General features: G+C 57.2%; 16 protein-coding genes. 15 read left to right on the top strand and 1 reads right to left on the bottom strand.

What is annotated here, in order from left to right; genetic code table 11:
- The first annotated feature begins 140 nt into the window (after positions 1 to 140).
- Entirely contained in the window at positions 141 to 2,258 is a 2,118-nt protein-coding gene (locus ACN0XZ_RS02060; RefSeq protein WP_417456046.1) for an ATP-binding protein, read from the top strand.
- Between the two features lie 65 nt (positions 2,259 to 2,323).
- On the opposite strand, the gene ACN0XZ_RS02055 is transcribed toward ACN0XZ_RS02060, so the two are convergent.
- Positions 2,324 to 3,928 (bottom strand): phosphoenolpyruvate carboxykinase, encoded by a 1,605-nt coding sequence (locus ACN0XZ_RS02055; protein WP_417456045.1) that lies wholly within the window; start codon positions 3,926 to 3,928, stop codon positions 2,324 to 2,326.
- Between the two features lie 377 nt (positions 3,929 to 4,305).
- Between ACN0XZ_RS02055 and ACN0XZ_RS02050 the strand changes: the two genes are divergently transcribed.
- The 14 genes from ACN0XZ_RS02050 to addA all read left to right on the top strand — a co-directional run bounded on the left by ACN0XZ_RS02050 (position 4,306) and on the right by addA (position 22,026).
- Complete coding sequence (locus tag ACN0XZ_RS02050; RefSeq protein ID WP_417456044.1) at positions 4,306 to 5,013, top strand: response regulator; 708 nt, start codon at positions 4,306 to 4,308, stop codon at positions 5,011 to 5,013.
- A gap of 24 nt (positions 5,014 to 5,037) precedes the next feature.
- Positions 5,038 to 6,681 (top strand): sensor histidine kinase, encoded by a 1,644-nt coding sequence (locus ACN0XZ_RS02045; RefSeq protein ID WP_417456043.1) that lies wholly within the window; start codon positions 5,038 to 5,040, stop codon positions 6,679 to 6,681.
- 54 nt (positions 6,682 to 6,735) lie between these two features.
- Positions 6,736 to 7,197, top strand: a complete 462-nt coding sequence (locus ACN0XZ_RS02040; protein WP_417456042.1) for an HPr kinase/phosphorylase — start codon at positions 6,736 to 6,738, stop codon at positions 7,195 to 7,197.
- Positions 7,194 to 8,081 carry an RNase adapter RapZ gene (gene rapZ, locus ACN0XZ_RS02035; RefSeq protein WP_417456041.1) on the top strand — a complete coding sequence of 296 codons (888 nt, stop codon included), beginning with the start codon at positions 7,194 to 7,196 and terminating at the stop codon, positions 8,079 to 8,081. The genes ACN0XZ_RS02040 and rapZ overlap by 4 nt, the downstream gene beginning before the upstream one ends.
- Before the next feature lie 33 nt (positions 8,082 to 8,114).
- Positions 8,115 to 8,513 (top strand): PTS sugar transporter subunit IIA, encoded by a 399-nt coding sequence (locus ACN0XZ_RS02030; RefSeq protein ID WP_417456040.1) that lies wholly within the window; start codon positions 8,115 to 8,117, stop codon positions 8,511 to 8,513.
- Positions 8,514 to 8,546: 33 nt separating this feature from the next.
- Complete coding sequence (locus ACN0XZ_RS02025) at positions 8,547 to 8,822, top strand: HPr family phosphocarrier protein (RefSeq protein ID WP_417456639.1); 276 nt, start codon at positions 8,547 to 8,549, stop codon at positions 8,820 to 8,822.
- A gap of 120 nt (positions 8,823 to 8,942) precedes the next feature.
- Positions 8,943 to 10,229 (top strand): adenosylhomocysteinase, encoded by a 1,287-nt coding sequence (ahcY, locus tag ACN0XZ_RS02020; protein ID WP_417456039.1) that lies wholly within the window; start codon positions 8,943 to 8,945, stop codon positions 10,227 to 10,229.
- Positions 10,230 to 10,271: 42 nt separating this feature from the next.
- On the top strand, positions 10,272 to 11,441 hold the full coding sequence (gene metK, locus ACN0XZ_RS02015; RefSeq protein WP_417456038.1) for a methionine adenosyltransferase: 1,170 nt from the start codon (positions 10,272 to 10,274) through the stop codon (positions 11,439 to 11,441).
- Between the two features lie 116 nt (positions 11,442 to 11,557).
- Positions 11,558 to 11,908 carry a VOC family protein gene (locus ACN0XZ_RS02010; RefSeq protein ID WP_417456037.1) on the top strand — a complete coding sequence of 117 codons (351 nt, stop codon included), beginning with the start codon at positions 11,558 to 11,560 and terminating at the stop codon, positions 11,906 to 11,908.
- 76 nt (positions 11,909 to 11,984) lie between these two features.
- On the top strand, positions 11,985 to 14,342 hold the full coding sequence (locus ACN0XZ_RS02005; RefSeq protein ID WP_417456036.1) for a PAS-domain containing protein: 2,358 nt from the start codon (positions 11,985 to 11,987) through the stop codon (positions 14,340 to 14,342).
- Positions 14,343 to 14,404: 62 nt separating this feature from the next.
- The gene (tsaE, locus tag ACN0XZ_RS02000; protein ID WP_417456035.1) at positions 14,405 to 14,884 is read left to right on the top strand and encodes a tRNA (adenosine(37)-N6)-threonylcarbamoyltransferase complex ATPase subunit type 1 TsaE; all 480 of its coding nucleotides are present in this window, start codon (positions 14,405 to 14,407) and stop codon (positions 14,882 to 14,884) included.
- Entirely contained in the window at positions 14,881 to 15,606 is a 726-nt protein-coding gene (locus tag ACN0XZ_RS01995) for a nucleotidyltransferase family protein (protein ID WP_417456034.1), read from the top strand. The genes tsaE and ACN0XZ_RS01995 overlap by 4 nt, the downstream gene beginning before the upstream one ends.
- Position 15,607: 1 nt before the next feature.
- Positions 15,608 to 18,592, top strand: a complete 2,985-nt coding sequence (gene addB / locus ACN0XZ_RS01990; RefSeq protein WP_417456033.1) for a double-strand break repair protein AddB — start codon at positions 15,608 to 15,610, stop codon at positions 18,590 to 18,592.
- On the top strand, positions 18,589 to 22,026 hold the full coding sequence (gene addA / locus ACN0XZ_RS01985; RefSeq protein ID WP_417456032.1) for a double-strand break repair helicase AddA: 3,438 nt from the start codon (positions 18,589 to 18,591) through the stop codon (positions 22,024 to 22,026). Before addB ends, addA begins: the two co-directional genes overlap by 4 nt.
- Positions 22,027 to 22,078: the final 52 nt, after the last annotated feature.

Genomic DNA, 22,078 nt, shown 5'->3' with positions numbered 1-22,078 from the left:
ACCCTTTTTCCTATTGCATACTTGCCTAGACCATCGCTGCTGGTGCAAGCTGATATTTGTGCCGAAAGTCTGGGAATAATAGCTGTACGGCTGATCAGCCTTCGTGGTGGGCGCCGTACAGGCATTTGGTGGGGGTTTGGATGCGTTTTTGTGGTCCTGACCGCGCGATACTGAGGAAGCTCTTGCGGCTGGCTTGCCTGGCGCTTGCGGTCACCCATTGGTATTTTGGGGTGGCGGCCAAGGCTCAGGAGACCACCAACACTACAGACAGCTCTGCTCTGTGGCCCTATGAACAAAAAGGCGCGCTGCCGCTTAAGAACGGCTGGACCGTCTACCGAAACCAGTTTGTCTCCCCTCACACATTGGCTGGCGAAAAATGTAGGCAAGGAGTGGGCGCCGAGCCTATCAGCGCGCCGGACGTATGGGGGCCGGGCTTTACTACAACCGTGACCTCGGGTCATGGTTTCGCCACCTACTGCCGTGAGATCAACTTGCCGGAAAGTGACGAAGCCTTTGCCTTCCGCATGGGTACGCTTAGGTCTGTTTCCCATATTTATGCGGTTGATGGTAGCCAGCCCGATGCACCGCGCGTGTGGCTGTTGTTCAAGAATGGTGACCTGAGTGCGGAGGGCACGCAAGTTGTTGCCAACCCCGGCATCCCGATGATCTCCCTTCCGCATGGCATCAGGGATTTCACGCTCGTGATGCAGCTTAGCAACCGGATCCACAAGCAGGGCGGCATGGTAGAGGTGCCGCTTCTTGATTATCGCTGGCGGCTGGCGGCGTCTGAAAACCGGGCGACCGCTATGCCCAGTGCTTTGGTGATTGTGCTTTTGTGCGTGGGGCTTTCCGCTCTGGTGCTTGGCGAAAACAAACGTTCCTCTGCGGCACACCGGTATTTTGCTTTCCTTGCCATCGCGGCGGCCATGCGCGCTGCTTTTGTGAGCGATCTGGTTTGGGACTATTTCCCTTCGTTTGATTTGGCCCGGAAATATGATTTTGAGTATCTGTCGCTCTTTGTCATCGCCTTCGCTTATTACGCCTTTATCAATCACTTGCTGCGCCCGGGGCGCCGTTTGTTGATCGACTATGTTATTTTTGGCGTTATGGCGTTTTTAATTGTTTTCGCGCTGTTTTTGGCGCCCTTCTTCCCGCCCGGCACCATCACCCTGACACGAGAGCCTATTCAGATCGTGTGGGCCATTATCATATTGATGGTTCTCTACGCGGTGTTTCACGCCACTATCACAAACCCGGAAACCCGCAGCGAAGCTGTTACGGTTGCCTTGGGGGGGCTCGGTTATGGGGCCTATGAAATCATGTCCACCACCGGGGTTATCCCTTCATCGCTTGAATGGTCCCAGTTTGTGATTTTCGCGGTGATGATGATGCACGCGCGTGCGTTTGTGATACAGGCGCGCCGGACAGAGCGTGAACGTGATACCTTGATGGCAAGCCTTCAGGACACCAACCGGGACTTGCAAAATCAGGCGCTGGCGCTCGACCTTGCGGTTAAAAACGCGGAAGAAGCCTCGAACGCAAAAAGCCATTTCCTCTCCACCTTCAGCCATGAACTGCGCACGCCGCTTAATGCGATCATCGGCTTTTCTGAGATGATGTCGCGCGAGCTTTTGGGTAAGCTCGGCAACACGATCTACAAGGACTATGCCCGCGACATTCATGCGTCAGGCACCCATCTTCTGGCGATGGTTGATGACCTTCTGGACCTTTCCCGCATTGAAACCGGGATAGATGAGTTGAAGGAAGAGCCGCTGAACCTTGCGGCGCTTTTGGAGGAAACGCTTGGTATGCTGCGACTTCTCGCGGAGCAGCATAAGGTGATCCTGCGGGTAGATTGCCCGAAAAACCTGCCTCGGTTTTTGGGGGATGAGCGGAAAATGCGCCAGATCCTGCTCAACCTTATCACAAATGCCATCAAGTTTAATGTGGACCGGGGCAGCGTTCGTATTGTTCTGCGCTCAGATAAGAGTGGCATGACCATAGAGATTATTGATACCGGGCTCGGCATCGCCAAAGCCAACCTTCCGGTGATTTTGGCTCAGTTTGGCCATGCAGATAGCGAGCGCCGCCGCCATAACGCGGGCGCTGGTATTGGGTTGCCGCTTAGCGATGTATTGGTGCGCCAGCACGGCGGCAAGATTACGATCACAAGCGAGCTCGGGGAAGGCACCCATGTGACTGTTACCTTCCCGGCGAAGCGCGTGCTTAAAAGTGCCGACCAGATGGCGGTGCAGTAAGAGGGCACAAAGAAAAACGCGGAGCCGAAGCCCCGCGTTTCCAAATCGCTAATTTCTGTGGTCGCTTAGGCGGCGTTTGGCGCGGCGGCGATCACGCTTGCGTCCACATGGTCCGCGAAGGTCTCAAAATTCTTGATGAACAGGCCAACCAGATACTGCGCCTTTGCGTCATAGGCTGCTTTGTCGGCCCATGTCTCGCGTGGGTTCAGGATCAGGCTGTCAACACCCGCAACTTCCTCGGGCACCTCAAACCCGAAGTTCGGGTCGATGCGCATGGGGGCTGCGTTCAGGCTGCCGTCCAGCGCTGCGTGCAGAAGGGCACGGGTCGCCTTGATCGGCATACGGTGGCCAACACCGTATACGCCGCCGGTCCAGCCTGTGTTCACAAGCCAGCAGTTCACAGCGCCTTCCGCGATTTTCTTGCGCAGCAGGTCGCCATAAACACTTGGGTGGCGGGGCATGAAAGGTGCACCAAAACAGGTTGAGAATGTGGCCTGTGGTTCTTTCACCCCAATCTCGGTGCCAGCCACTTTTGCGGTGTAACCAGAGAGGAAGTGATACATGGCCTGCTCAGGCGTGAGCCGCGCGATTGGAGGTAAAACACCAAAAGCATCAGCGGTGAGCATGATGATATTTTTTGGTTTGCCGCCCCGGTTTTCAGCCGATGTGTTCGGGATGAAGTTGATTGGATAGGCCGCGCGGGTGTTTTCCGCGAGCGTATTGTCATCCAGATCAAGCGTGCGGGTTTCCTCATCCATCACCACATTTTCAACAATGGTGCCGAAACGTTTGGTGGTGGCGTAAATTTCAGGCTCAGCTTCTGGCGAAAGCCGGATCAGCTTGGCATAACAGCCACCCTCAAAGTTGAAGACGCTATCGTCAGACCAGCCATGCTCGTCATCGCCGATCAGCGTGCGGGTGCTGTCAGCGGAAAGTGTGGTTTTGCCGGTGCCGGAAAGGCCGAAGAAGATGGCAACGTCCCCCTCATCACCAATGTTGGCAGAGCAGTGCATCGGCATGATGCCTTTTTCAGGCAACAGGTAGTTGAGGATGGAGAAGACGGACTTTTTGTTTTCGCCCGCGTATTCCGTGCCGCCGATGAGCACCAGGCCTTTGGAGAAGTTCACCGCGATCACGGTCTCCGAGCGGCAACCCATGGTGGCTGGGTCTGCACGGAAAGACGGCAGGTTGATGATGGTGAACTGTGGCGCCATGGTTGGCAGTTCTTCGTCGGTCGGGCGTACAAGCATGGTGCGACAGAAAAGGCTGTGCCACGCATATTCACCAAGCGTGCGTACGGCAACGCGGTGCTCCGGGTCAGAGCCGCCCCACAGGTCCTGAACAAAAAGATCCTTGCCTTTCATATGGGCAAGGAACGCTTGGTGCAGGGTCTCGAACTGTTCGGGGGTCATTGGGCGGTTGGTATCGCCCCACCAGATGGTGTTTTCGGTCATGTCGTCACGGACGGTGAACTTGTCATTCGCTGACCGGCCAGTGTGTTTGCCGGTTTTAACAACAAGCGGGCCATCCTTGGCCAGTTTGCCTTCACCGCGACGAATCGCTTCTTCATAAAGTTGGGATGTTCCCAGATTCCAGTATTGATTGCCAGTGCCGGTGATACCCTGGGCATCAAGACCGACATTGCTCAGACGGGCGCCAAAGACTTGCAACGTCTTGTCCTCCAAGTGATTATTGGGGCCGTTTTACGCTGCACATTTTGGCTGCGCAAAACACGTAGTGCCGGGCATGTTTTTTGTGTTGCCCTAGCTTATTTTGGCCTCGCGCATGCGCAAGACAGGCGGCTAAACTTGCGGAATTGGGTGGGGAAATCAACTTGATTCTGCCCCACTTTGAAATGATAGCGCTGTCAATTTTAAAAAGGTAAAATACACTGACTTATCAGCGCCATTTGGCCGCCATGATTTGGTCTTAAATGCTGCTTAGCTGTTTACCTTGATCCGGATTCGGGCGAAGACATAATATAATTTTTATATTCGACCGGATATGGATTGAGCCTGGGTGGCTGGTACATGAAGAGGGAAATACTATGACCGCACAAATTGCGCTCGTCGACGATGACCGTAATATCCTGACCTCTGTGACAATTGCGCTGGAGGCAGAAGGGTTTCGTGTGCGCACCTATCCGGATGGCCAGAAGGCATGGGATGCCTTGTCGAAAAATCCGGCAGACCTTGCCGTTCTGGATATCAAGATGCCGCGCCTTGATGGCATGGAGCTTCTGCGCAAGTTGCGTGAAGTGACCGACATGCCCGTGATTTTCCTCACCTCCAAGGATGAAGAGATTGACCAGGTGCTGGGCCTCCGCATGGGGGCTGACGATTATATCGGTAAGCCGTTTTCCCAGCGGTTGTTGATTGAGCGTATCCGCGCCCTGCTGCGGCGCATGGAAATGATCAAAACCCAGCCCGGGGAAGCCGTGGAAGAGGGTGACGAGATCATGACCCGCGGCAATTTGGTGCTGGACCCACTGCGCCACCGGGTGACGTGGAAAGGGCTTGATGTTACCCTGACGGTGACAGAATTCCTGATCCTGCAGGCGCTTGCCATGCATCCGGGCCACGTAAAAAGCCGGGACCAGTTGATGGACACGGCCTACTCTGACGATGTTTATGTGGATGACCGCACCATCGACAGCCACATCAAACGCCTGCGCAAGAAGTTCCGCGCGGTGGCCGATGATTTTGACGCGATTGAAACGCTCTACGGGGTTGGTTATCGTTACCGCGACGCCTAACGGCCGGTAACGAAAGCCAGACCCTTGAGAAGACACCCAAGCACACAGGATACAATTGGGAGCGGCCGCACCAGCCAGCCGCGCCACTATACGCGCGGGCTCTCGCCGCTTATGGTGCGCATCATGGTGGTGAACGCCATGGCGCTTCTTATCCTTGTGGGGGGTGTGCTTTACCTCAACCAGTTCCGGCAAAACCTGATCGATGACCGCATGGCGGCGCTTATTGTGCAGGCAGAGATTATTGCGGGTGCTTTGGGTGAATCTGCGGCGGGTGGGCCTGAGGCCACCGAGATTGACCTCGCGCCCGCGCGGCAGATCATCACCCGGCTTGTGGGACCAACAGACAACCGCGCCCGTATATTTGCGACAGACGGCCGCCTGATTGCCGACAGCCGTTTCCTCGCGGGCGACAAACGCCTTGTGGCGGAAGAACTGCCAGCCCTTGAGCTGAAGCCAAGCTTTGCGGACCAGATGGAAGACGGCCTGCACCGGCTGCTGGATGGCCTTTCGCCGCGCCCGAGTGCACCGCCGAGCGTTGACCGTCCCGGTATGCGCGGCGCAGATTTCACCGAAGTTCAGGCCGCCCTTGAGGGCGAACCCATGACCCAGCTTCGCCTGCTGGCGAACAACAGGCTTGTGATCAATATCGCGGTGCCGATCCAACGGTTTCGCCGGGTGCTTGGTGTATTGCTGCTGACCGCACAGACGGAGGACATTGACCGGATCGTACGGTCTGAGCAGATGCTGACGGTAAAAGTTTTCACCGGCGCACTTCTCGTGACGATCCTGCTGTCGTTCTTCCTTGGGCGCACACTTGTACGACCCATCCGTATCCTTGCCCGCGCCGCCGAGCGTGTGAAAAGCGCGATCGGGCGGGAGGAAAACATCCCCGAATTTGCAGAGCGAATGGACGAGATCGGTGATCTTTCCCGCTCTCTCTCGGATATGACCCGCGCGCTATATAACCAAATCGACGCGGTGGAGCAATTCGCCGCCGATGTGGCGCATGAGATCAAGAACCCGCTATCAAGCATGCGGAGCGCACTTGAGACACTAGAGCGCACCAACAAGCCGGAAATTCAGGCCAAACTTTTTGCTGTGCTGCGTGACGACGTGAAGCGTATTGACCGGCTGATCACGGATATCTCTGACGCGTCCCGTCTGGATGCCGAGTTGACACGCGGTGAGATGGAAACGCTCGACCTCGCCATCATGCTCAATATGCTGGTGGAAGCTTACATGACAACCCATTGCCCCGCAGGCGTGGAGGTCACCATCGGTGACTATGAAGCAGGGGTTTTTGTGGTGGACGGCATTGAAGGGCGGCTTGGCCAAGTGTGGCGCAACCTGATCGATAACGCCATCAGCTTTAGCCCCGACGGCGGTACCGTGAAAGTGGATATCAGCCTCGAGGGCAAGCGGTTGAAAGTCACCGTCGAAGACGAAGGGCCCGGCATGCCAGAGGGCGCGGAAGAGAAAATCTTCAGCCGTTTCTACTCGGAACGGCCCGATGAAGAAGCCTTTGGCTCGCATTCGGGGCTTGGGCTCGCCATCTCCCGCCAGGTGGTTGAAGCGCATGGTGGGCGCATCCATGCTGAAAATAAAATAGCCGAAGACGGGTCTGTTTCTGGCGCGCGCTTTGTCGTAGAGTTGCCCCTCGCTCGTTAGGGCTTGGCGTCCATTCGGCCACAGCCCGTAAAATTCAGATGGGGCACGTTGGGCATGAGTGATCCAATCCATGGGACAGTTGTTGATGTGGCGGGCGCCGGTGTGTTGCTGCGCGGCCCATCCGGCAGCGGCAAGTCTGACCTTGCCCTGCGGCTGATAGATCGGGGCGCGGTCCTTATTGCGGACGACCAAGTGCTCTTGCGGGCCGGAAGCCGCGGTATCGTTGCGACAGCGCCGGACCGGATATATGGCCTTATTGAGGTACGCGGCATTGGTGTTGTCTCCATTCCAGCGGCTAAATTTAGCCTGGTGAAACTGGTGGTTGACCTTGTCGCCCATGAGGATGTGCCGCGGTTGCCGGAGCCGGAGGCGATAGAGATCGTGGGTGTGTCCGTGCCGCGCATCAGCCTGCACGCCTTCGATATTGCAACACCGGTGAAAGTTGAACTCGCCCTTAAATATCCGGATCAGGTGGGGGATGACAGGCCCGCCGACGAGAGGAGACAGCGCCGGTGACACAAAAGACCGCAAAAAGACAGGTAGTGATCGTGACCGGCCTTTCGGGTGCCGGGAAGTCATCAGCGCTTCACGCGTTTGAGGATATCGGGTTTCAGGCGATCGACAATCTGCCGCTTACCATGCTGTCTGCCCTTATTGATGAAGCGGTGACGGGGTCAAGCACCGCACCCATCGCCGTTGGGATCGATTCGCGCACGCTTCATTTCTCTCCCAGCCTTTTTGAAGAGGCGATTAAAGTTTTACGGGGTCGCAACGACATCAACCTGCATGTGCTGTTCATGGATGCATCTGATGATGTGTTGATGAAGCGCTTCTCGGAAACGCGCCGCGCCCACCCGCTGGGTGAAGGGCAACTCCTGCGCACAGCGATCAAGCAGGAGCGCGATATGATGCTGCCAATCCGGCAGCTTGTGGATGGCCTTCTGGATACCAGCAGGCGCACAGGCGCAGAGACGCGCCGGGTTGTTCTCTCCCGCTTCACCGCTCATGAAGCACCCAGCATGGTGGTGACCTTCATGTCGTTTGGGTTCGCAAACGGTGTACCACGAGATGCGGATATCGTCCTTGATGTGCGGTTTTTGCGAAACCCGCATTATATAGATGAACTGCGGCCAAAAACGGGGCTGGAGGACGCAGTTTCAAGCTATGTGCGGGCGGATGAGGGCTTTGAGCCGTTTATCGAGAAGACGATGGACCTGTTTAATTTCCTGCTGCCAAGGTACCGGGATGAAGGAAAATCATATCTCACCCTTGCAATTGGCTGCACAGGCGGCAAACATCGGTCTGTAACGGTGGTGGAGAGGATCGCTGGCCATTTGACGCTCGACGGCATGACGGTCAATCGCTACCATCGGGAAATTGCAGGGGATGAAGGCCGTTAGAGCCTTTCAGGCAACTATAATGAGGTCGTGTGTATGATAGGCATGGTGTTGGTAACGCATGGACGGCTCGCGGATGAATTTATCGCCGCGACAGAACATGTGGTGGGCGCGCAGGAGCAGATCCGGGCAATCTGTATCGGGCCCGATGATGATATGGAACAGCGCCGGCAGGAAATCATGGATGCCGTGAAGGATGTCAACACGGGGAGCGGGGTGGTGCTGCTGACCGACATGTTTGGCGGCACACCATCAAACCTTGCGATCTCACTTCTCGAGAAAGACAAGGTTGAGGTGATTGCGGGTATTAACCTGCCGATGCTGATCAAGCTTGCAAGCGTGCGCCACGGGGCAACGTTGCAGGATTCGGTAGAAGCCGCGAAAGATGCGGGCGTGAAATATATCAATGTAGCTAGTCAGGTTTTGGGTGCCTAAGGGTTAGGGGAGTGAGTTGTTGTGAGTATTGCGATGGAGAATCTATCAAAAAAAGTGGGGATAGTGAACGCGAGGGGCCTTCACGCTCGCGCGTCTGCCCGGTTTGCGACAGAGGCGGGACGCTATAATGCCGATGTTGCGGTCGCAAAAGACGGTGTGAAAGTAACGGGTACCTCGATCATGGGCCTGATGATGCTGGGCGCTGCCAAGGGCGATGAAATAGAAATTTCTGCTGATGGTGACGAAGCTTTTGCAGCTGTTGAGGCGCTTTCCGCCCTTGTGTCCAACCGCTTTGGCGAAGCTGAGTAGCATCAGTTTCTTTTCAATATAAAGAAATCTTTATCTTTTTGGGTGTACCTGTTATAACCGCGACCAAATGACGTGTGGCCGCGGGCCCGTTTTGTACTTATCAGTTAGCAGGAACCTCCCATGACAGATTATAAAGTAGCCGATATTTCGCTTGCCGACTGGGGGCGGAAAGAAATCAACATTGCTGAAACCGAGATGCCAGGCCTGATGGCGCTTCGGGAAGAGTTCGGCGAGAAAAAACCGCTCAAAGGCGCACGCATCGCGGGCTGCCTGCATATGACCATTCAAACCGCTGTTCTGATCGAAACACTGACGGCGCTTGGCGCTGAAGTGCGTTGGTCCAGCTGTAATATCTTCTCAACCCAGGATCAGGCGGCAGCTGCGATGGCAGCGGCGGGCATTCCTGTTTTTGCCTGGAAAGGTGAAACTGAAGAAGAGGCTGAATGGTGTATCCACCAGACCATTAAAGGCCCCGATGGTTGGGTGCCAAACATGATCCTTGATGACGGTGGTGACCTGACGGTTATCATGCACAATGACTATCCGGAACTGATGGACGGTGTGCGTGGTATCTCGGAGGAAACCACAACTGGTGTGATGCGGCTATACGAGATGGCCAAGGAAGGCCGCCTGAAGGTGCCTGCTATCAACGTGAACGACAGCGTGACCAAATCCAAGTTCGATAACCTCTATGGTTGCCGTGAAAGCCTCGTGGACGGTGTTAAACGAGCGACTGACGTGATGATCGCAGGTAAAATCGCGGTTGTGTGCGGGTATGGTGACGTGGGTAAAGGCAGTGCCGAATCGCTCCGGAGCCAAGGCGCACGTGTGATGGTTACCGAGATCGACCCGATCTGTGCTTTGCAGGCGGCGATGGAAGGTTATGAGGTTACCACGATGGATGACGCCGCTTCCGTTGGTGATATCTTCGTGACAGCCACAGGCAACAAGGATGTGATCCGCCTTGAGCACATGCGCGATATGAAAGACCGCGCTATCGTGTGCAACATTGGCCACTTCGATAGCGAAATCCAGATCGCGAGCCTCGCCAACTATAAGTGGGAAGAGGTGAAGCCACAGGTGGATGAAGTAGTATTCCCTGACGGTAAACGCCTGATCGTTCTGGCGAAAGGCCGCCTCGTGAACCTCGGTTGTGCCACTGGTCACCCAAGTTTCGTGATGTCAGCCAGCTTCACCAACCAAGTGCTGGCGCAGATCGAACTTTGGAATAACGCGGATAAATACGGCCTCGACGTTTATGTGCTGCCGAAACACCTGGATGAAAAAGTGGCGTCCCTTCACCTCGCGAAGCTTGGTGCGAAACTCACGAAACTCTCCGAAGAGCAGGCCAAATATTTGGGCCTTAAGGTTCAGGGCCCGTTCAAGCCGGAACATTACCGCTACTAGGCACAGCATGCTTGCTGACATCTTCCGCGAAAAGAGGATTTCATGAAAGAATATGTATTCACCAGTGAATCGGTTTCCGAAGGGCATCCGGACAAGGTAGCTGACCGCATCTCCGATAGCGTGGTTGATCTTTATCTTGGCCGTGAGAGCGAAGCTCGCGTGGCGTGTGAGACCATGGTCACAACCAATCGCATCATGCTGGCTGGCGAGGTGCGGGGCCCACAATCGATCACGTCTGACGATATTGAAGAAGTGGCGCGTAACGCCGTTCGCGAAATCGGCTACGAGCAGGAAGGCTTCCACTGGAAAAACGCAGTGTTTGAAAACCACCTGCATGAGCAGTCTGCAGATATTGCACAGGGTGTTGATGCCTCCGGCAACAAGGACGAAGGCGCGGGCGACCAAGGCATCATGTTTGGTTATGCCTGTGACGAAACCGAAAGCCTGATGCCTGCCCCGATTGACTATTCGCATCGCATCCTAAAGTCACTTGCTGCCGCTCGTCACTCGGGTGAAAGCCCTGAACTGGAGCCCGATAGCAAAAGCCAGGTCACCCTCAAATATGTGGACGGCAAACCTGTTGGTGCAACCACGGTTGTGGTCTCAACCCAGCACAAAGAAGGTGTGAGCCAGGATGATTTGCGCGCGCTTGTACGCCGCCACGTTGAGGGTGTTCTGCCGGAAGGTTGGATGTGCCCAGAGGATGAGTTTTACGTCAACCCGACAGGCAAGTTCGTGATCGGCGGACCGGACGGGGACGCTGGCCTTACGGGGCGGAAAATCATCGTTGATACATACGGTGGTGCTGCTCCCCATGGTGGCGGGGCATTCTCCGGCAAAGACCCGACGAAGGTTGACCGCTCTGCGGCTTATGCGGCGCGCTATCTCGCAAAAAATGTGGTGGCGGCTGGTCTTTCAACCAACTGCACGATCCAGCTCGCTTATGCGATCGGTGTTTCCAAGCCGCTCGCAGTGTATGTGGACCTTTGGGCAAATGAGGCGAGTATCGACCCGCACCGGTTGTCTCGTGTGCTTCAGGATATGGTGAACCTGAGCCCACGTGGTATTCGGGAGCATCTCGGTCTCAATAAGCCTATTTATACGCGCACGTCCGCTTATGGGCACTTTGGCCGTAAACCAACTGAAGACGGTGGTTTCTCTTGGGAGCGCACCGACCTCGTAGGCGCGCTGAAGTCAGAGTTTGGCATCTAAGCCACACCATATGAACATTACGAAGCCGCAGCGAACATGGTTTGCTGCGGCTTTTTAGTTGCGCGCGTTGCAGCATCTGATTGCCCGCGTTATGGTGCCCGAAAAGGAGAGAAACGATGGCGGTCAAACGGATAGTCTCCAATCTGGCGACGGAAAATATCGAGGTGGTTAAGGCTTTCTATCAGGATATCTTTGACCTCGATATTGTGATGGATCACGGCTGGATCGTAACACTTTCACCTTCCTCCAAGGCGCTCGTGCAGGTCAGTATAGCGACTGAGGGCGGCTCAGGCACAGCGGTGCCAGACCTCTCGATCGAGGTTGATAATCTTGACGAGGTATATGAGAGAGCAAAATCAGCGGGTCACCCGATTACCTATGGCCCGGCTGAGGAACCTTGGGGCGTGCGCCGCTTTTATGTGGAAGACCCCACCGGGCGAATTCTGAATGTCCTGACCCACCTATAGGCTCAATCAGCGCCTTGTGTTTGAGGGAGTTTAGAGGCTACTCTCATACCGTCACGGAATGAGGGAGTGCATGTCCATGACCGGTGTCGATCTGTCACCTCTAAGTCTTTGGATTATCATCGCTTTTGTAGCCGTAGCTTGGGTTGCGGTGAGCCTGAGCGCACTATGGCGTGCCGGCAGGATGACAGACCGTGCGCACAGCCTGCAAGAGCTTGCGGGTTTTCTGGATACCATGATCCGGTCAGACAGGCGTCATCCGGTGTGGCTGTGGCCTGACGGTCGCCTGCAGGCGGACGCGGGCACGCTTGCGCTTCTGGGGGTGTCTGGCAAGGCAATGAACTTGGATGACCTGGCCGAGAATGGCACGGTTATCCCGTCGCGTGTGGTGGGGGAGCTGAAGCGCGACCTGAACGCCAACAAGGAAATCTCATCGCCTTATGTTGTCTATCAGGGCAAAGACCACCCCCGTTTGATTATCGACGTGCAGACGTTGCCGTCAACCGGCAGTCGTTGGCCGACCAGCGTGCTTTGGATAGAAGAAGCGCGGGACCGGCCCACGCGTGGGCACCGGCAGGGTGTGCGCGCGCTTGAGCTGCGGCTTAAGGATATGACACGTGCGTTCAATAACCTGCCTTTCCCTGTGTGGGTGCGCGGGCCGGACTTCGCGCTGGTTGAGGTGAACTACGCTTATGTGGAAGCGGTTGACGGTGAAAATGTTTTTGACGTGGTCGAGCGGGGTGTGGAGCTTTTTGACAAAGGCAGCCTGTCCTCCGCCCGGAAAGCGCGAGAGACCGGCCAGCGGGTGCGGGAGCGGCGCTTCGGTGTGATCGATGGCCAGCGCCGGGCTTTTTCTGTGATCAATATGCCGTTTGATGACGACGGCAATATCATGGGTATTGCGGTTGATGTGACCGGAGAAGAGGAAGCGCTGTCGGAGCTTTCCCGTGTGCTCGAAAGCCAGTCTGAAACGCTGAACAGGCTCAGAAGCCCGGTGGCGATCTTTGGCCCCGGCCAAACCTTGCGGTTTTACAATAGTGCGTTCGCCAGGCTTTCTCATCTTTCAGAAGACCTTCTCGCATCTGAAATCAGGCACAGCGAACTTCTGGATGCTATGCGGGAGCACCGCAGGCTGCCGGAACAGGTTGACTTCCCGCAGTGGAAGAAAAATGTGCTCCGGCACTATACGTCCCTCCTGGAGCCGTTTGAGGAAATGTGGCACCTGCCGGATGGCACGGCGCACCGGGTGGTTACCCAGCCGCACCCCTTGGGCGGGCTGCTCATTCTTTTTGAAGACGTTACGGACAAACTGGCGCTTGAGCGCTCCTACAATACCCTGATCGCCGTGCAGCAGGAAACGCTCGACAATATGCGGGAAAGCATCGCCGTGTTTGGTACAGACGCTCGGCTGCAACTCTCAAACCCCGCGTTCCAGGAAATGTGGCAACTGGGCGACGAGCAACTTGAAGGCAAACCGCACTTGTCCGCTTTGATCGAGACCCTGAAGGTAGATGAGGCGCGCGGTAACCTTGAGGATGATCATGACTTTGGTACAGCGCTGGCCGGCTGGGTGTCCGAGCGGGTTCACCGCTCCGGTCGCTGGTACCGCGCTGATGGCCTCGTGGTGGATTATGCCCTTGTGCCGCTGCCTGATGGTGGGGTCATGCTTACCCAAAGCGATGTGACAGACAGCTTCAAGGTGGAGCAGGCACTGAGAGAACGCTCCAGCGCGCTCGAAGCTGCAGACAGGCTCAAAAGCGAGTTTATCACCAACATGTCCTATGAGCTGAGGACACCGCTCAACTCCATCATTGGTTTTGCCGAGATGCTTGATCAGAAAATGTTCGGGGACCTCAATGATCAGCAGGCGGACTATGTAAAGAATATCCTGAGTGCGTCGGATGATCTCAAAATACTGATTGCGGACGTGCTTGACCTCGCGGTCCTTGATGCTGGTGAGGCAAAGCTCGAGCTTGAGGACACGGACGTTGCTGATGCGCTTCAGGAGGCATCAACGCTGGCGGCCGATATTGCCCGCAAGATTGATATCACGCTTAACCTTGATGGATGTGAGGCCGTGGGCGTGATCGAGGCCGACAGGCGGCGGCTCAAGCAAATATTCTACAACATGGTTTCATCCATGCTGAACTTTGCCCGGTATGGCGGGGAACTATCCCTCAAGCTTGAGGCCGGTGACGATACGGTGACGGCTGCGATCTATAATCTTGATTCTGGCCTTACCCCGCGGGAGCGGGACCGCTTGGTGGCAACAGTGGCGATGGGAGCCTCCCCTGGTGGGCGCCGCGCAACGGGTCTTGATCTCGCGCTTGTGCGCAGTATTGTGGGCCTCCATCACGGCAGTATTCAACTGGAACCACACGGCGATGAAGGGCTGGCCTTAAGCTGTACCCTGCCACGGAAACAGCCTGCACCCTGAGGGCCTCAACAATAGTATCCATAAGCCGAAGCACCAACGTAGGCGTCAGAGAATAGAACTTCATGCACCACAACACTCTTTTTGAGCGACACTGTGATACCGAAGCGGAAACCCAAGCTTTTGCGGGAAAGCTTGCTGCCGTGCTTGATCTTGGCGCCCTTGTGGCGCTAACGGGTGACCTTGGCGCTGGTAAATCCACCTTCGCGCGCGCCTTTATCCGGGCGGCGTTGGCGGACCCGATGGCAGAGGTGCCAAGCCCCACTTTCACACTTGTACAAACCTATGACCGGCCACAGGGTGGCGAGATTTGGCACGCGGACCTCTACCGGCTCAGCGATCCGGAAGATGTGTTTGAGCTTGGTATTGACGAAGCTTTCTCGTCATCCATTTGCCTGATCGAATGGCCGGACCGGATGCCCGAAGAATGGTGGTCGGATGCCCTTGAGCTGAAAATTGAGATAGTGGGTAGCGGCGCACGCAGCATCGTCGTTCGTGGTGACGCGGACAGGTGGGCGGGTCTTGAAGCGAAAGTAAAGTCATGAGGGCGATCGTTCTTTCCGCAGGCCTGGGTACCCGCATGGGCGCGATGTCTCAGATAACACCAAAACCGTTGGTGCCGGTTTTGGGTCAACCCCTTCTGGATCATACGTTCGCAAAGCTGGACGCTTTGGGTGTGGGGCCTGTGGTCATCAACGTACACCATCTGGCAGACAAGATTGAGGAACACTTGGGCGCGCGTATCCGCGACGGTCGGGTACTAATCTCGGATGAGCGCGCAGCCCTTCTGGATACCGGCGGAGGAGTAAAAAAGGCGCTGCCGCTACTCGGGGCGGACCCTTTTTTTGCCATCAACAGCGATGCGCTCTGGCTTGATGGTGCGAGGCCCACTCTCGCCCGTTTGCAAGAGGCATTTGACCCGAGCATGATGGATGTCCTTCTTCTTCTTGTGCGCACAGAGCATGCGCATGGTTATGATGGGCCCGGTGATTTTATACCTCAATTGCCCTTTGAGGACCTGACGCCGGTAGAGTTTCGGGGCGAGGCGCTGAGCGCACCGGTGATGTTCGGCGGTATACAGGTTGTGGCGCCTGAGATGTACGAAGGCATGCCTGATTGCGCTTGGTCAAACCGTGAGATTTTCCGCAAAGCCGCAGCGCGGGGCCGGCTCTATGGGCTGGTGCATGACGGGCGCTGGTTCCATGTTGGCACCCCCGAAGCCGTGAGTGAGGCCGAGTCTGAGATCAGCAAAGCGAGGGCCCGCTAACATGGTGCGCACGCCAACAGTCTATACGATCGACGCCAGTCGTTCGTTTGTGGATGCGTTGGCTGAAGAACTGTTGCGCGATGCAGAGGGGGACCCCGTCAAGCTCGCGGATACCACCATCCTTGTACCCAACCGGCGCGCGCAGCGTTCCCTGAGGGAGGCGTTCCTGAGGTTTGTGGGCAAGAAGCCAATGGTGCTGCCGGTGATGCGCCCCATTGGTGAGGTTGACGAGGAAGAGATCACATTCCTCGGTGCCGGGCTCGGGTTCGACCCGTCCGATAGCCTGCCGGCTATTTCCTCAGTGCGTAGGCAAGCCCTTCTCATGCAGCAGGTTATGCGTTGGGGTCAGTTGCGTGCATCGGATATGGGCGGTGCGCTTGCGCCCGCGCAAGGCTGGCGGCTCGCGGGCGAGTTGGCGCGGTTGATGGACCAGCTTGAAACCGAAGGCCTGAAATTTGAAAAGCTCAGGGATCTGGTGCCTGAGGGGCTGGCGCATCACTGGGATATCACACTTCAGTTCCTCACCATTGTCTCTGAGCACTGGCCCGACATTCTGGCGGCTGAAGGTGTCATGAACCCTGCCGCGAGGCGTGACCTCATGCTGCGTACCCTTGCAGACCTGTGGGAAGGCAAGCCACCCAAGGGACGCATCATTGCTGCTGGCTCAACCGGCTCAATCCCCGCGACCGCAAGACTGTTGTCGGTCGTGGCGCGCCTGCCGGAAGGCGCTGTTGTGTTGCCGGGTCTCGACCGCGGGATGTCAGACGACGCATGGAACGCGGTTGACGCTACACATAGCCACGGTGTGCTGAAAGCGCTGTTGGAGACCATGGGGGTAAACAGGCATGAGGTCCGTGATTGGCCCAGCCTCAATCATGTGCTCTTGAGGCGCGCTTCCTTGTTCCGGGATGCTTTGTTGCCTGCGGCGGTGACAGAGGGTTGGCTTTCCCTTGGCTATCAGGCGCAAGACAAGGCTCAACTGTTTCAGGGTTTAAGCAAGATCGTCGCCCCAACCCGGCGGGAGGAGGCTGCGGCCATTGCGCTTGTCATGCGGGAAGTTCTGGAAGAGCCTGAGCGCACAGCAGCCCTTGTTACACCTGACCGCGCGCTTGGCCGCCACGTGCGTGCAGCGCTTGCGCGTTGGGGTATCGAGGTTGACGATTCGGGCGGTGACCGGGTGCTGAACACCGTGTCTGGTCGTTTCCTTGGCCTTGTTGCAAACGCGGTGAGCGAAGGCTTCGCACCGGTTAGCTTGCTTGCCCTTCTGCAGCATCCATTTGTGTCTGTGGGGTTTGACCGCCGCAGTTATCTGGCGTCGCTTCGCCGCCTGGATACCTATGTTTTAAGAGGCGTTCGGCCCTCTGGCGGGCTTGATGGTTTGCTGCGCCGTGCCAAGGTGGTTGTGGCCGATAAAAAAGCCGGGTTTGGGGACAGCGATCTGGCCGTCCTTGAAGCCGCTATCAACTGTTTGAGACCACTTGAGGCGGTGTTCGCGGGTGACAGCGCTTTGGACGATATCCTTAAAGTTCATGTTGAGGTTGCCGAAGCATTGGCGGCGGCGAATGAAGCCCCCGGCGCGGACGTTTTATGGAAAGGCGAGGAGGGGCAGACCCTTGCAGATGCCTTTGCGGAACTGGTACGCGAAACCGGCTCTATCACAGATGTGTCAGCGGAAGGGTACGCAGCGCTTTTTGAAGAGCTTTTTGCGGGCATTGCTGTGCGCCCGGTGTGGCGCAAGCACCCGAGGCTCTTCATCTGGGGTACGCTCGAAGCACGGTTGCAGCGCGCGGATGTGATGATCCTTGGCGGCATGAACGAGGGCACATGGCCGGGTGAGATCAAGCCTGACCCCTGGATGAACCGCCCCATGCGGCAAGCGTTTGGTCTGCCACCTCATGAGAGGCGTACAGGTCAGGCTGCGCACGATTTTGTCCAGGCCGGGAGCGGCGGTGAGGTCGTTTTAACCCGCGCGGAAAAAGTGGATGGTGCGCCAACAGTGCCAAGCCGCTGGCTGTTCCGCATTGAAGCACTGGCGGGCGGTGAGATACCGCGCGCGGACAAATACCTCGCATGGGCTCATCAGATGGACGCGGCGGCGAGAACGGCGCCGCTTTTGCCACCTGCCCCAAAGCCGCCGCTTGAAGCACGTCCTAAGCGGTTGTCGGTCACGCAAGTGGAAACATGGATGCGCGATCCTTATGCGCTTTATGCCGCCAAGGTGCTTGAGCTTAAGCCGCTCGATCCGCTGGATGACAAACCGAACGCTTCCACCAAGGGAACGCTGCTGCATGAGGCGCTTGAGCTGTTTTTAAGTGAGGATGGCCCCTCAGCGGGTGAGGCGGGCTATGCGCGCTTGCTCGAGGTGGGGCGCCGGGTTTTTGAACCTGTGCTGACCCAACCTGCCGTATACGCGTTCTGGTGGCCGAGGTTTGAGCGTATCGCAGAATGGTTTATCGCAAACGAAGTTGAGCGTGCCGAGCAGTTTGACGTCGCTGCCGTTGAAAAATGGGCCGAAGCCAAGTTGCCCGGCACAGACTTCACGCTTTTTGCGAAGGCTGACCGTATTGACCAAAACAGGCAGGATAGCTCTCTCACCATTATTGACTATAAAACAGGGACAATACCGACCGAACGGCAGATAACGGCGGGTTTTGCGCCCCAGCTGCCCCTAGAAGCGTGGCTCGCGGAACGTGGTGCGTTTGATGGCGTGCCAGCAAACCCGGTTTCAGACCTCATTTTCTGGCGTATCACGGGCGGCAACCCGGTGCATGAGCCAAAGCGTCCAGTTAAAGACGTCCCCTCGTCCATTTCGGATGCGGAACAAGGTTTGCGCGGACTCGTGAAGGCGTTTTCCGATGAAAAGACGGCCTATCTTTCAAACCCGCGCCCTAAAAACACAGGCTATGGTGACTATGACCATCTCGCGCGGGTGAAAGAATGGCGAAATGCCGACGATCCCTTTGACGGTGGGGAGGGGGAGGCATGAGCAAACCTCGTATGACCCCGGCGCAGGCGCGAGCCACCCAGCCTGAGCTTACCGCGTGGGTGGGTGCATCTGCGGGTACTGGTAAAACCCACGTCCTGACCGCGCGGGTGCTCCGGTTGATGCTCACAGGCACTGACCCTGAGAATATCGTCTGCCTGACCTTCACGAAGGCCGCCGCAGCGGAGATGAAAAACCGTATTTTCGCGGAACTGGGGCGCTGGGCCATGATGGCAGACGATGCCCTGATCGCCGAGATCGCCCGCCGTACGGAAGAAGTGGCGGACGCAGATATGATCATCCGCGCGCGGCAACTTTTTGCCTACGTGCTTGATCTGTCTGGCGGTTTGCAGATCCAGACCTTCCATAGCTTCTGTCAGGCTCTTCTTGGTCGTTTCCCGCTCGAGGCAGGCATGGCGCCCGGCTTTGAAGGCATTGATGAAGCGGTCGCGCAGGAAATGATGGCGAGCGCGAAGGACGAGATGCTCGCTCTGACCCGGCGGCCGGAGGGCGCGCACGTCCGCAAAGCACTTGACCATGTTGCGGGCCTCGTGACCGAGCTGACCTTCGATGAGGTGATCGAGCGACTTTCGTTTGAGGCGTCAACCTTGGCTGCGGCGGATAAGGCTTACGGCAAATTTGGCCTCGCGGCTGCGCTTTACCGCGCGCTGGACCTTACGCCCGGTGAAACACGTGACGTGCTCCTTGATCAGGTTACCGCTGACGATGCTTTTGATATCACCGGGCTTCGGGCCATGGGCCCGGTGCTACTCGCGGGCAGCAAAACCGAAACCAAGGTTGGCGAGGTGATGACAGCCTATACGGCAGCCGAGGGGGATGAGCGTAAAGTCCTGTTTGATGCTTATATGCTCGGGTTGCTGACCAAAGAAGGCACACCGCGCAAGACAGTGGCCGTTAAAAAAACGCTGACCACCTATCCCGAGTTTGAGGCCATCATCGAGAAAGAGCAAATCCGCCTGATGCGGGTTGCCGACCGGCTCAACCGTATCGCGGCAGCTGAAGCGACCGTCGCGCTGCTGACCCTCGGCCTCGCGCAGCTTGAGCGGTATAAGGCTTTGAAAACCGAGCGCGGCATGGTCGACTTTGATGACATGATCGGCCGTACGGTTGGGCTTCTCGACCGGCTTGATGTGGCGCCCTGGGTTCTGTTCAAGCTGGACGCGCAGGTTGATCATATCCTGATTGACGAAGCGCAGGACACGAACCGCGAACAGTGGCGGGTGGTTGAGGCGCTTACGGCTGAGTTTTTCTCAGGCGAAGGCGCGAGCGATAAGATGCGCACCGTTTTTGCGGTGGGTGACGCGAAACAGTCGATCTTCTCCTTCCAGCGGGCAGATCCCAAGGAATTTGTGGCGGCGCGTGACCGGGTGTTCCACCGGGCATGGCAGGCGGAATTGAAGGCGGAACCGGTGCCGCTTAACCTGTCCTTCCGTTCGGGCGGTGCGGTGCTTTCCCTTGTGGATGCTGTGTTTGACAAGGGGGCCGACGCTTGGCACGGCCTGTCTGCAGACCTTGAGCACGTGAAGCATGAGTTCGTGCGGAAGGGGCATGGTGGCCTCGTGGAGCTGTGGCCCCTTGAGGCGCCCAATGTGGCGGAAGAAGAAAGCGCTGAAGAAGGCTGGATTCCGCCACTTATACAGGAAAATGCTGACGATGCAGAGGGGCACACAGCGTGGCGTATTGCCCGCCGCATCAAGGAGATGATTGCAAGCGGCGAAGTGCTGGAGGCACAGGCCCGTCCCATTACCCCCGGCGACATTCTTGTGTTGGTGCGCAGGCGGACCGCGTTTGTGGACCATCTGGTACGGGCGCTTAAATATCTCGGTGTGCCTGTCGCCGGGCGTGACCGCATGGTGCTGACGGACGAGCTTCCTGTGATGGACCTGCTCGCGCTCGCGCATGCGGCGCTATTGCCGACCGATGACCTCACGCTGGCAACTGTGCTGAAAAGCCCGTTTGTCGGCCTTGATGATGATCAGCTTTTTGCCCTTGCTCACGGCCGCAAGGGCGCGCTTTGGCACGCATTGCAGGCAAAAGCAAAGGACGAGCCTGTATTCGCGCGGGCTCTCGCGTTCCTCCAGAGCGTGATCAGGGGTGCAGACCTTCTGACGCCGTTTGAGTTCTTCTCCCATGTGCTGACGGACCTGAACGGTCGCGCGCAGCTTGTGGCGCGCCTGGGTGATGAGGTACACGACCCGATTGATGAACTGATGGAGGAAGCTCTTCGGTTTGAGCATACGGGCACGGCGTCTTTGCAGGCTTTTATCCACCGTGTTGAACATGGCGGCACACAAATCAAACGGGATATGGAGGCCGCCGGTGGGCAGGTGCGGATCATGACCGCCCACAGCTCAAAAGGGTTGCAGGCGCCTATTGTGTTCCTTTCCGATCTGGTGAGCATCCCTGATATCCGCCGGGAAGGGCGGCTTGTACCCATTGATGCGGCAGACCCCGGCAAACCCCCACTTCTTTTGTGGACCTCTGCGGCGCCGGGCCTCGCGCTCGCGGAGGAAAAAAAAGCGGAGCTGAAAGAAAAAGCTCTCCATGAATACAGGCGGCTTCTATATGTGGCGCTCACCCGCGCGGAAGACAGGCTCTACATAGCCGGATGGCAGGCGGAGCGTGAGCCAGACCCGAACTGTTGGTATAAGGCGATTGAAAGCGGCTTTGAACGCGTTGGTGCCGAGGAGGTGGAGATCACTCTCGGGCGCACAGCCCGGCGCCTCACTGTGGCTCAAACTGCGGCGGTGGCCCCAAGCGACGAGAAGGCAGAAACACGAACACCGCTTCCCGCTCTTCCCGCTTGGGCGCGCGAGCCTATGCCCAATGAGCCCACCCCGCCGAGACCACTTGCGCCCTCGAAACCGGATGAAGATGAACCGGCTGTCACCAGCCCGCTCGCGCGAGCAACGGCTGCGCGTTTTGAGCGCGGACGGCTTATTCACAGCATGCTCGAGTGGCTGCCTGAGCTTGAGAAAGCTGCGCAGCAAGAGGCCGCCGAGCGTTTCCTCATGAGGTCAGGGCTGGACGCTGAAACGGCGGCTGCATTCTGGCAGGAAGTAAAAGGTATCCTTGAGGACGCAGAATTTGCGCCTATTTTCGGGCCCAACAGCAGGGCTGAGGTGCCGATCGCAGGGCTCGTGGGCACGCGGGCCATCTCCGGGCAGGTGGACAGGCTTGTGGTGACCGAATCAGAGGTTTTGATCGTGGACTATAAAACCAACCGCCCACCACCAAGAGATGCGGCAAAGGTGCCGGAGGTTTATCTCAAGCAAATGGGTTTATACGCGCGGGCGCTGCAGGGAATCTATCCGAACCATAAAATACGCGCGGCATTGTTGTGGACAGATATTTCTCTTCTGATGGAGCTTGGTAAAACCCAAATGGATGAAGCACTTAAACGCGTTGGGCTGTGAGCGGGGTGCGTGCTGTCATCACACGCGTGTTACTAAGCCTTGACCATATGAG

It is taken from the genome of Kordiimonas sp. (assembly GCF_048264555.1).
In the GTDB taxonomy this organism is placed as follows: Bacteria; Pseudomonadota; Alphaproteobacteria; order Sphingomonadales; family Kordiimonadaceae; genus Kordiimonas.
The sequence above is the reverse complement of the archived record's forward strand: the minus strand, read 5'-3'. Positions and strand labels throughout refer to the sequence as shown.

What these genes read in the sequence shown, in the direction of transcription:
- ACN0XZ_RS02060 (WP_417456046.1), top strand. Translation starts at nt 141, where the DNA reads ATGCGTTTTTGTGGTCCTGACCGCGCGATACTGAGGAAGCTCTTGCGG.
- ACN0XZ_RS02050 (WP_417456044.1), top strand. Translation starts at nt 4,306, where the DNA reads ATGACCGCACAAATTGCGCTCGTCGACGATGACCGTAATATCCTGACC.
- ACN0XZ_RS02040 (WP_417456042.1), top strand. Translation starts at nt 6,736, where the DNA reads ATGAGTGATCCAATCCATGGGACAGTTGTTGATGTGGCGGGCGCCGGT.
- ACN0XZ_RS02030 (WP_417456040.1), top strand. Translation starts at nt 8,115, where the DNA reads ATGATAGGCATGGTGTTGGTAACGCATGGACGGCTCGCGGATGAATTT.
- ACN0XZ_RS02025 (WP_417456639.1), top strand. Translation starts at nt 8,547, where the DNA reads ATGGAGAATCTATCAAAAAAAGTGGGGATAGTGAACGCGAGGGGCCTT.
- ahcY (WP_417456039.1), top strand. Translation starts at nt 8,943, where the DNA reads ATGACAGATTATAAAGTAGCCGATATTTCGCTTGCCGACTGGGGGCGG.
- metK (WP_417456038.1), top strand. Translation starts at nt 10,272, where the DNA reads ATGAAAGAATATGTATTCACCAGTGAATCGGTTTCCGAAGGGCATCCG.
- ACN0XZ_RS02010 (WP_417456037.1), top strand. Translation starts at nt 11,558, where the DNA reads ATGGCGGTCAAACGGATAGTCTCCAATCTGGCGACGGAAAATATCGAG.
- ACN0XZ_RS02005 (WP_417456036.1), top strand. Translation starts at nt 11,985, where the DNA reads ATGACCGGTGTCGATCTGTCACCTCTAAGTCTTTGGATTATCATCGCT.
- tsaE (WP_417456035.1), top strand. Translation starts at nt 14,405, where the DNA reads ATGCACCACAACACTCTTTTTGAGCGACACTGTGATACCGAAGCGGAA.
- ACN0XZ_RS01995 (WP_417456034.1), top strand. Translation starts at nt 14,881, where the DNA reads ATGAGGGCGATCGTTCTTTCCGCAGGCCTGGGTACCCGCATGGGCGCG.
- addB (WP_417456033.1), top strand. Translation starts at nt 15,608, where the DNA reads ATGGTGCGCACGCCAACAGTCTATACGATCGACGCCAGTCGTTCGTTT.
- addA (WP_417456032.1), top strand. Translation starts at nt 18,589, where the DNA reads ATGAGCAAACCTCGTATGACCCCGGCGCAGGCGCGAGCCACCCAGCCT.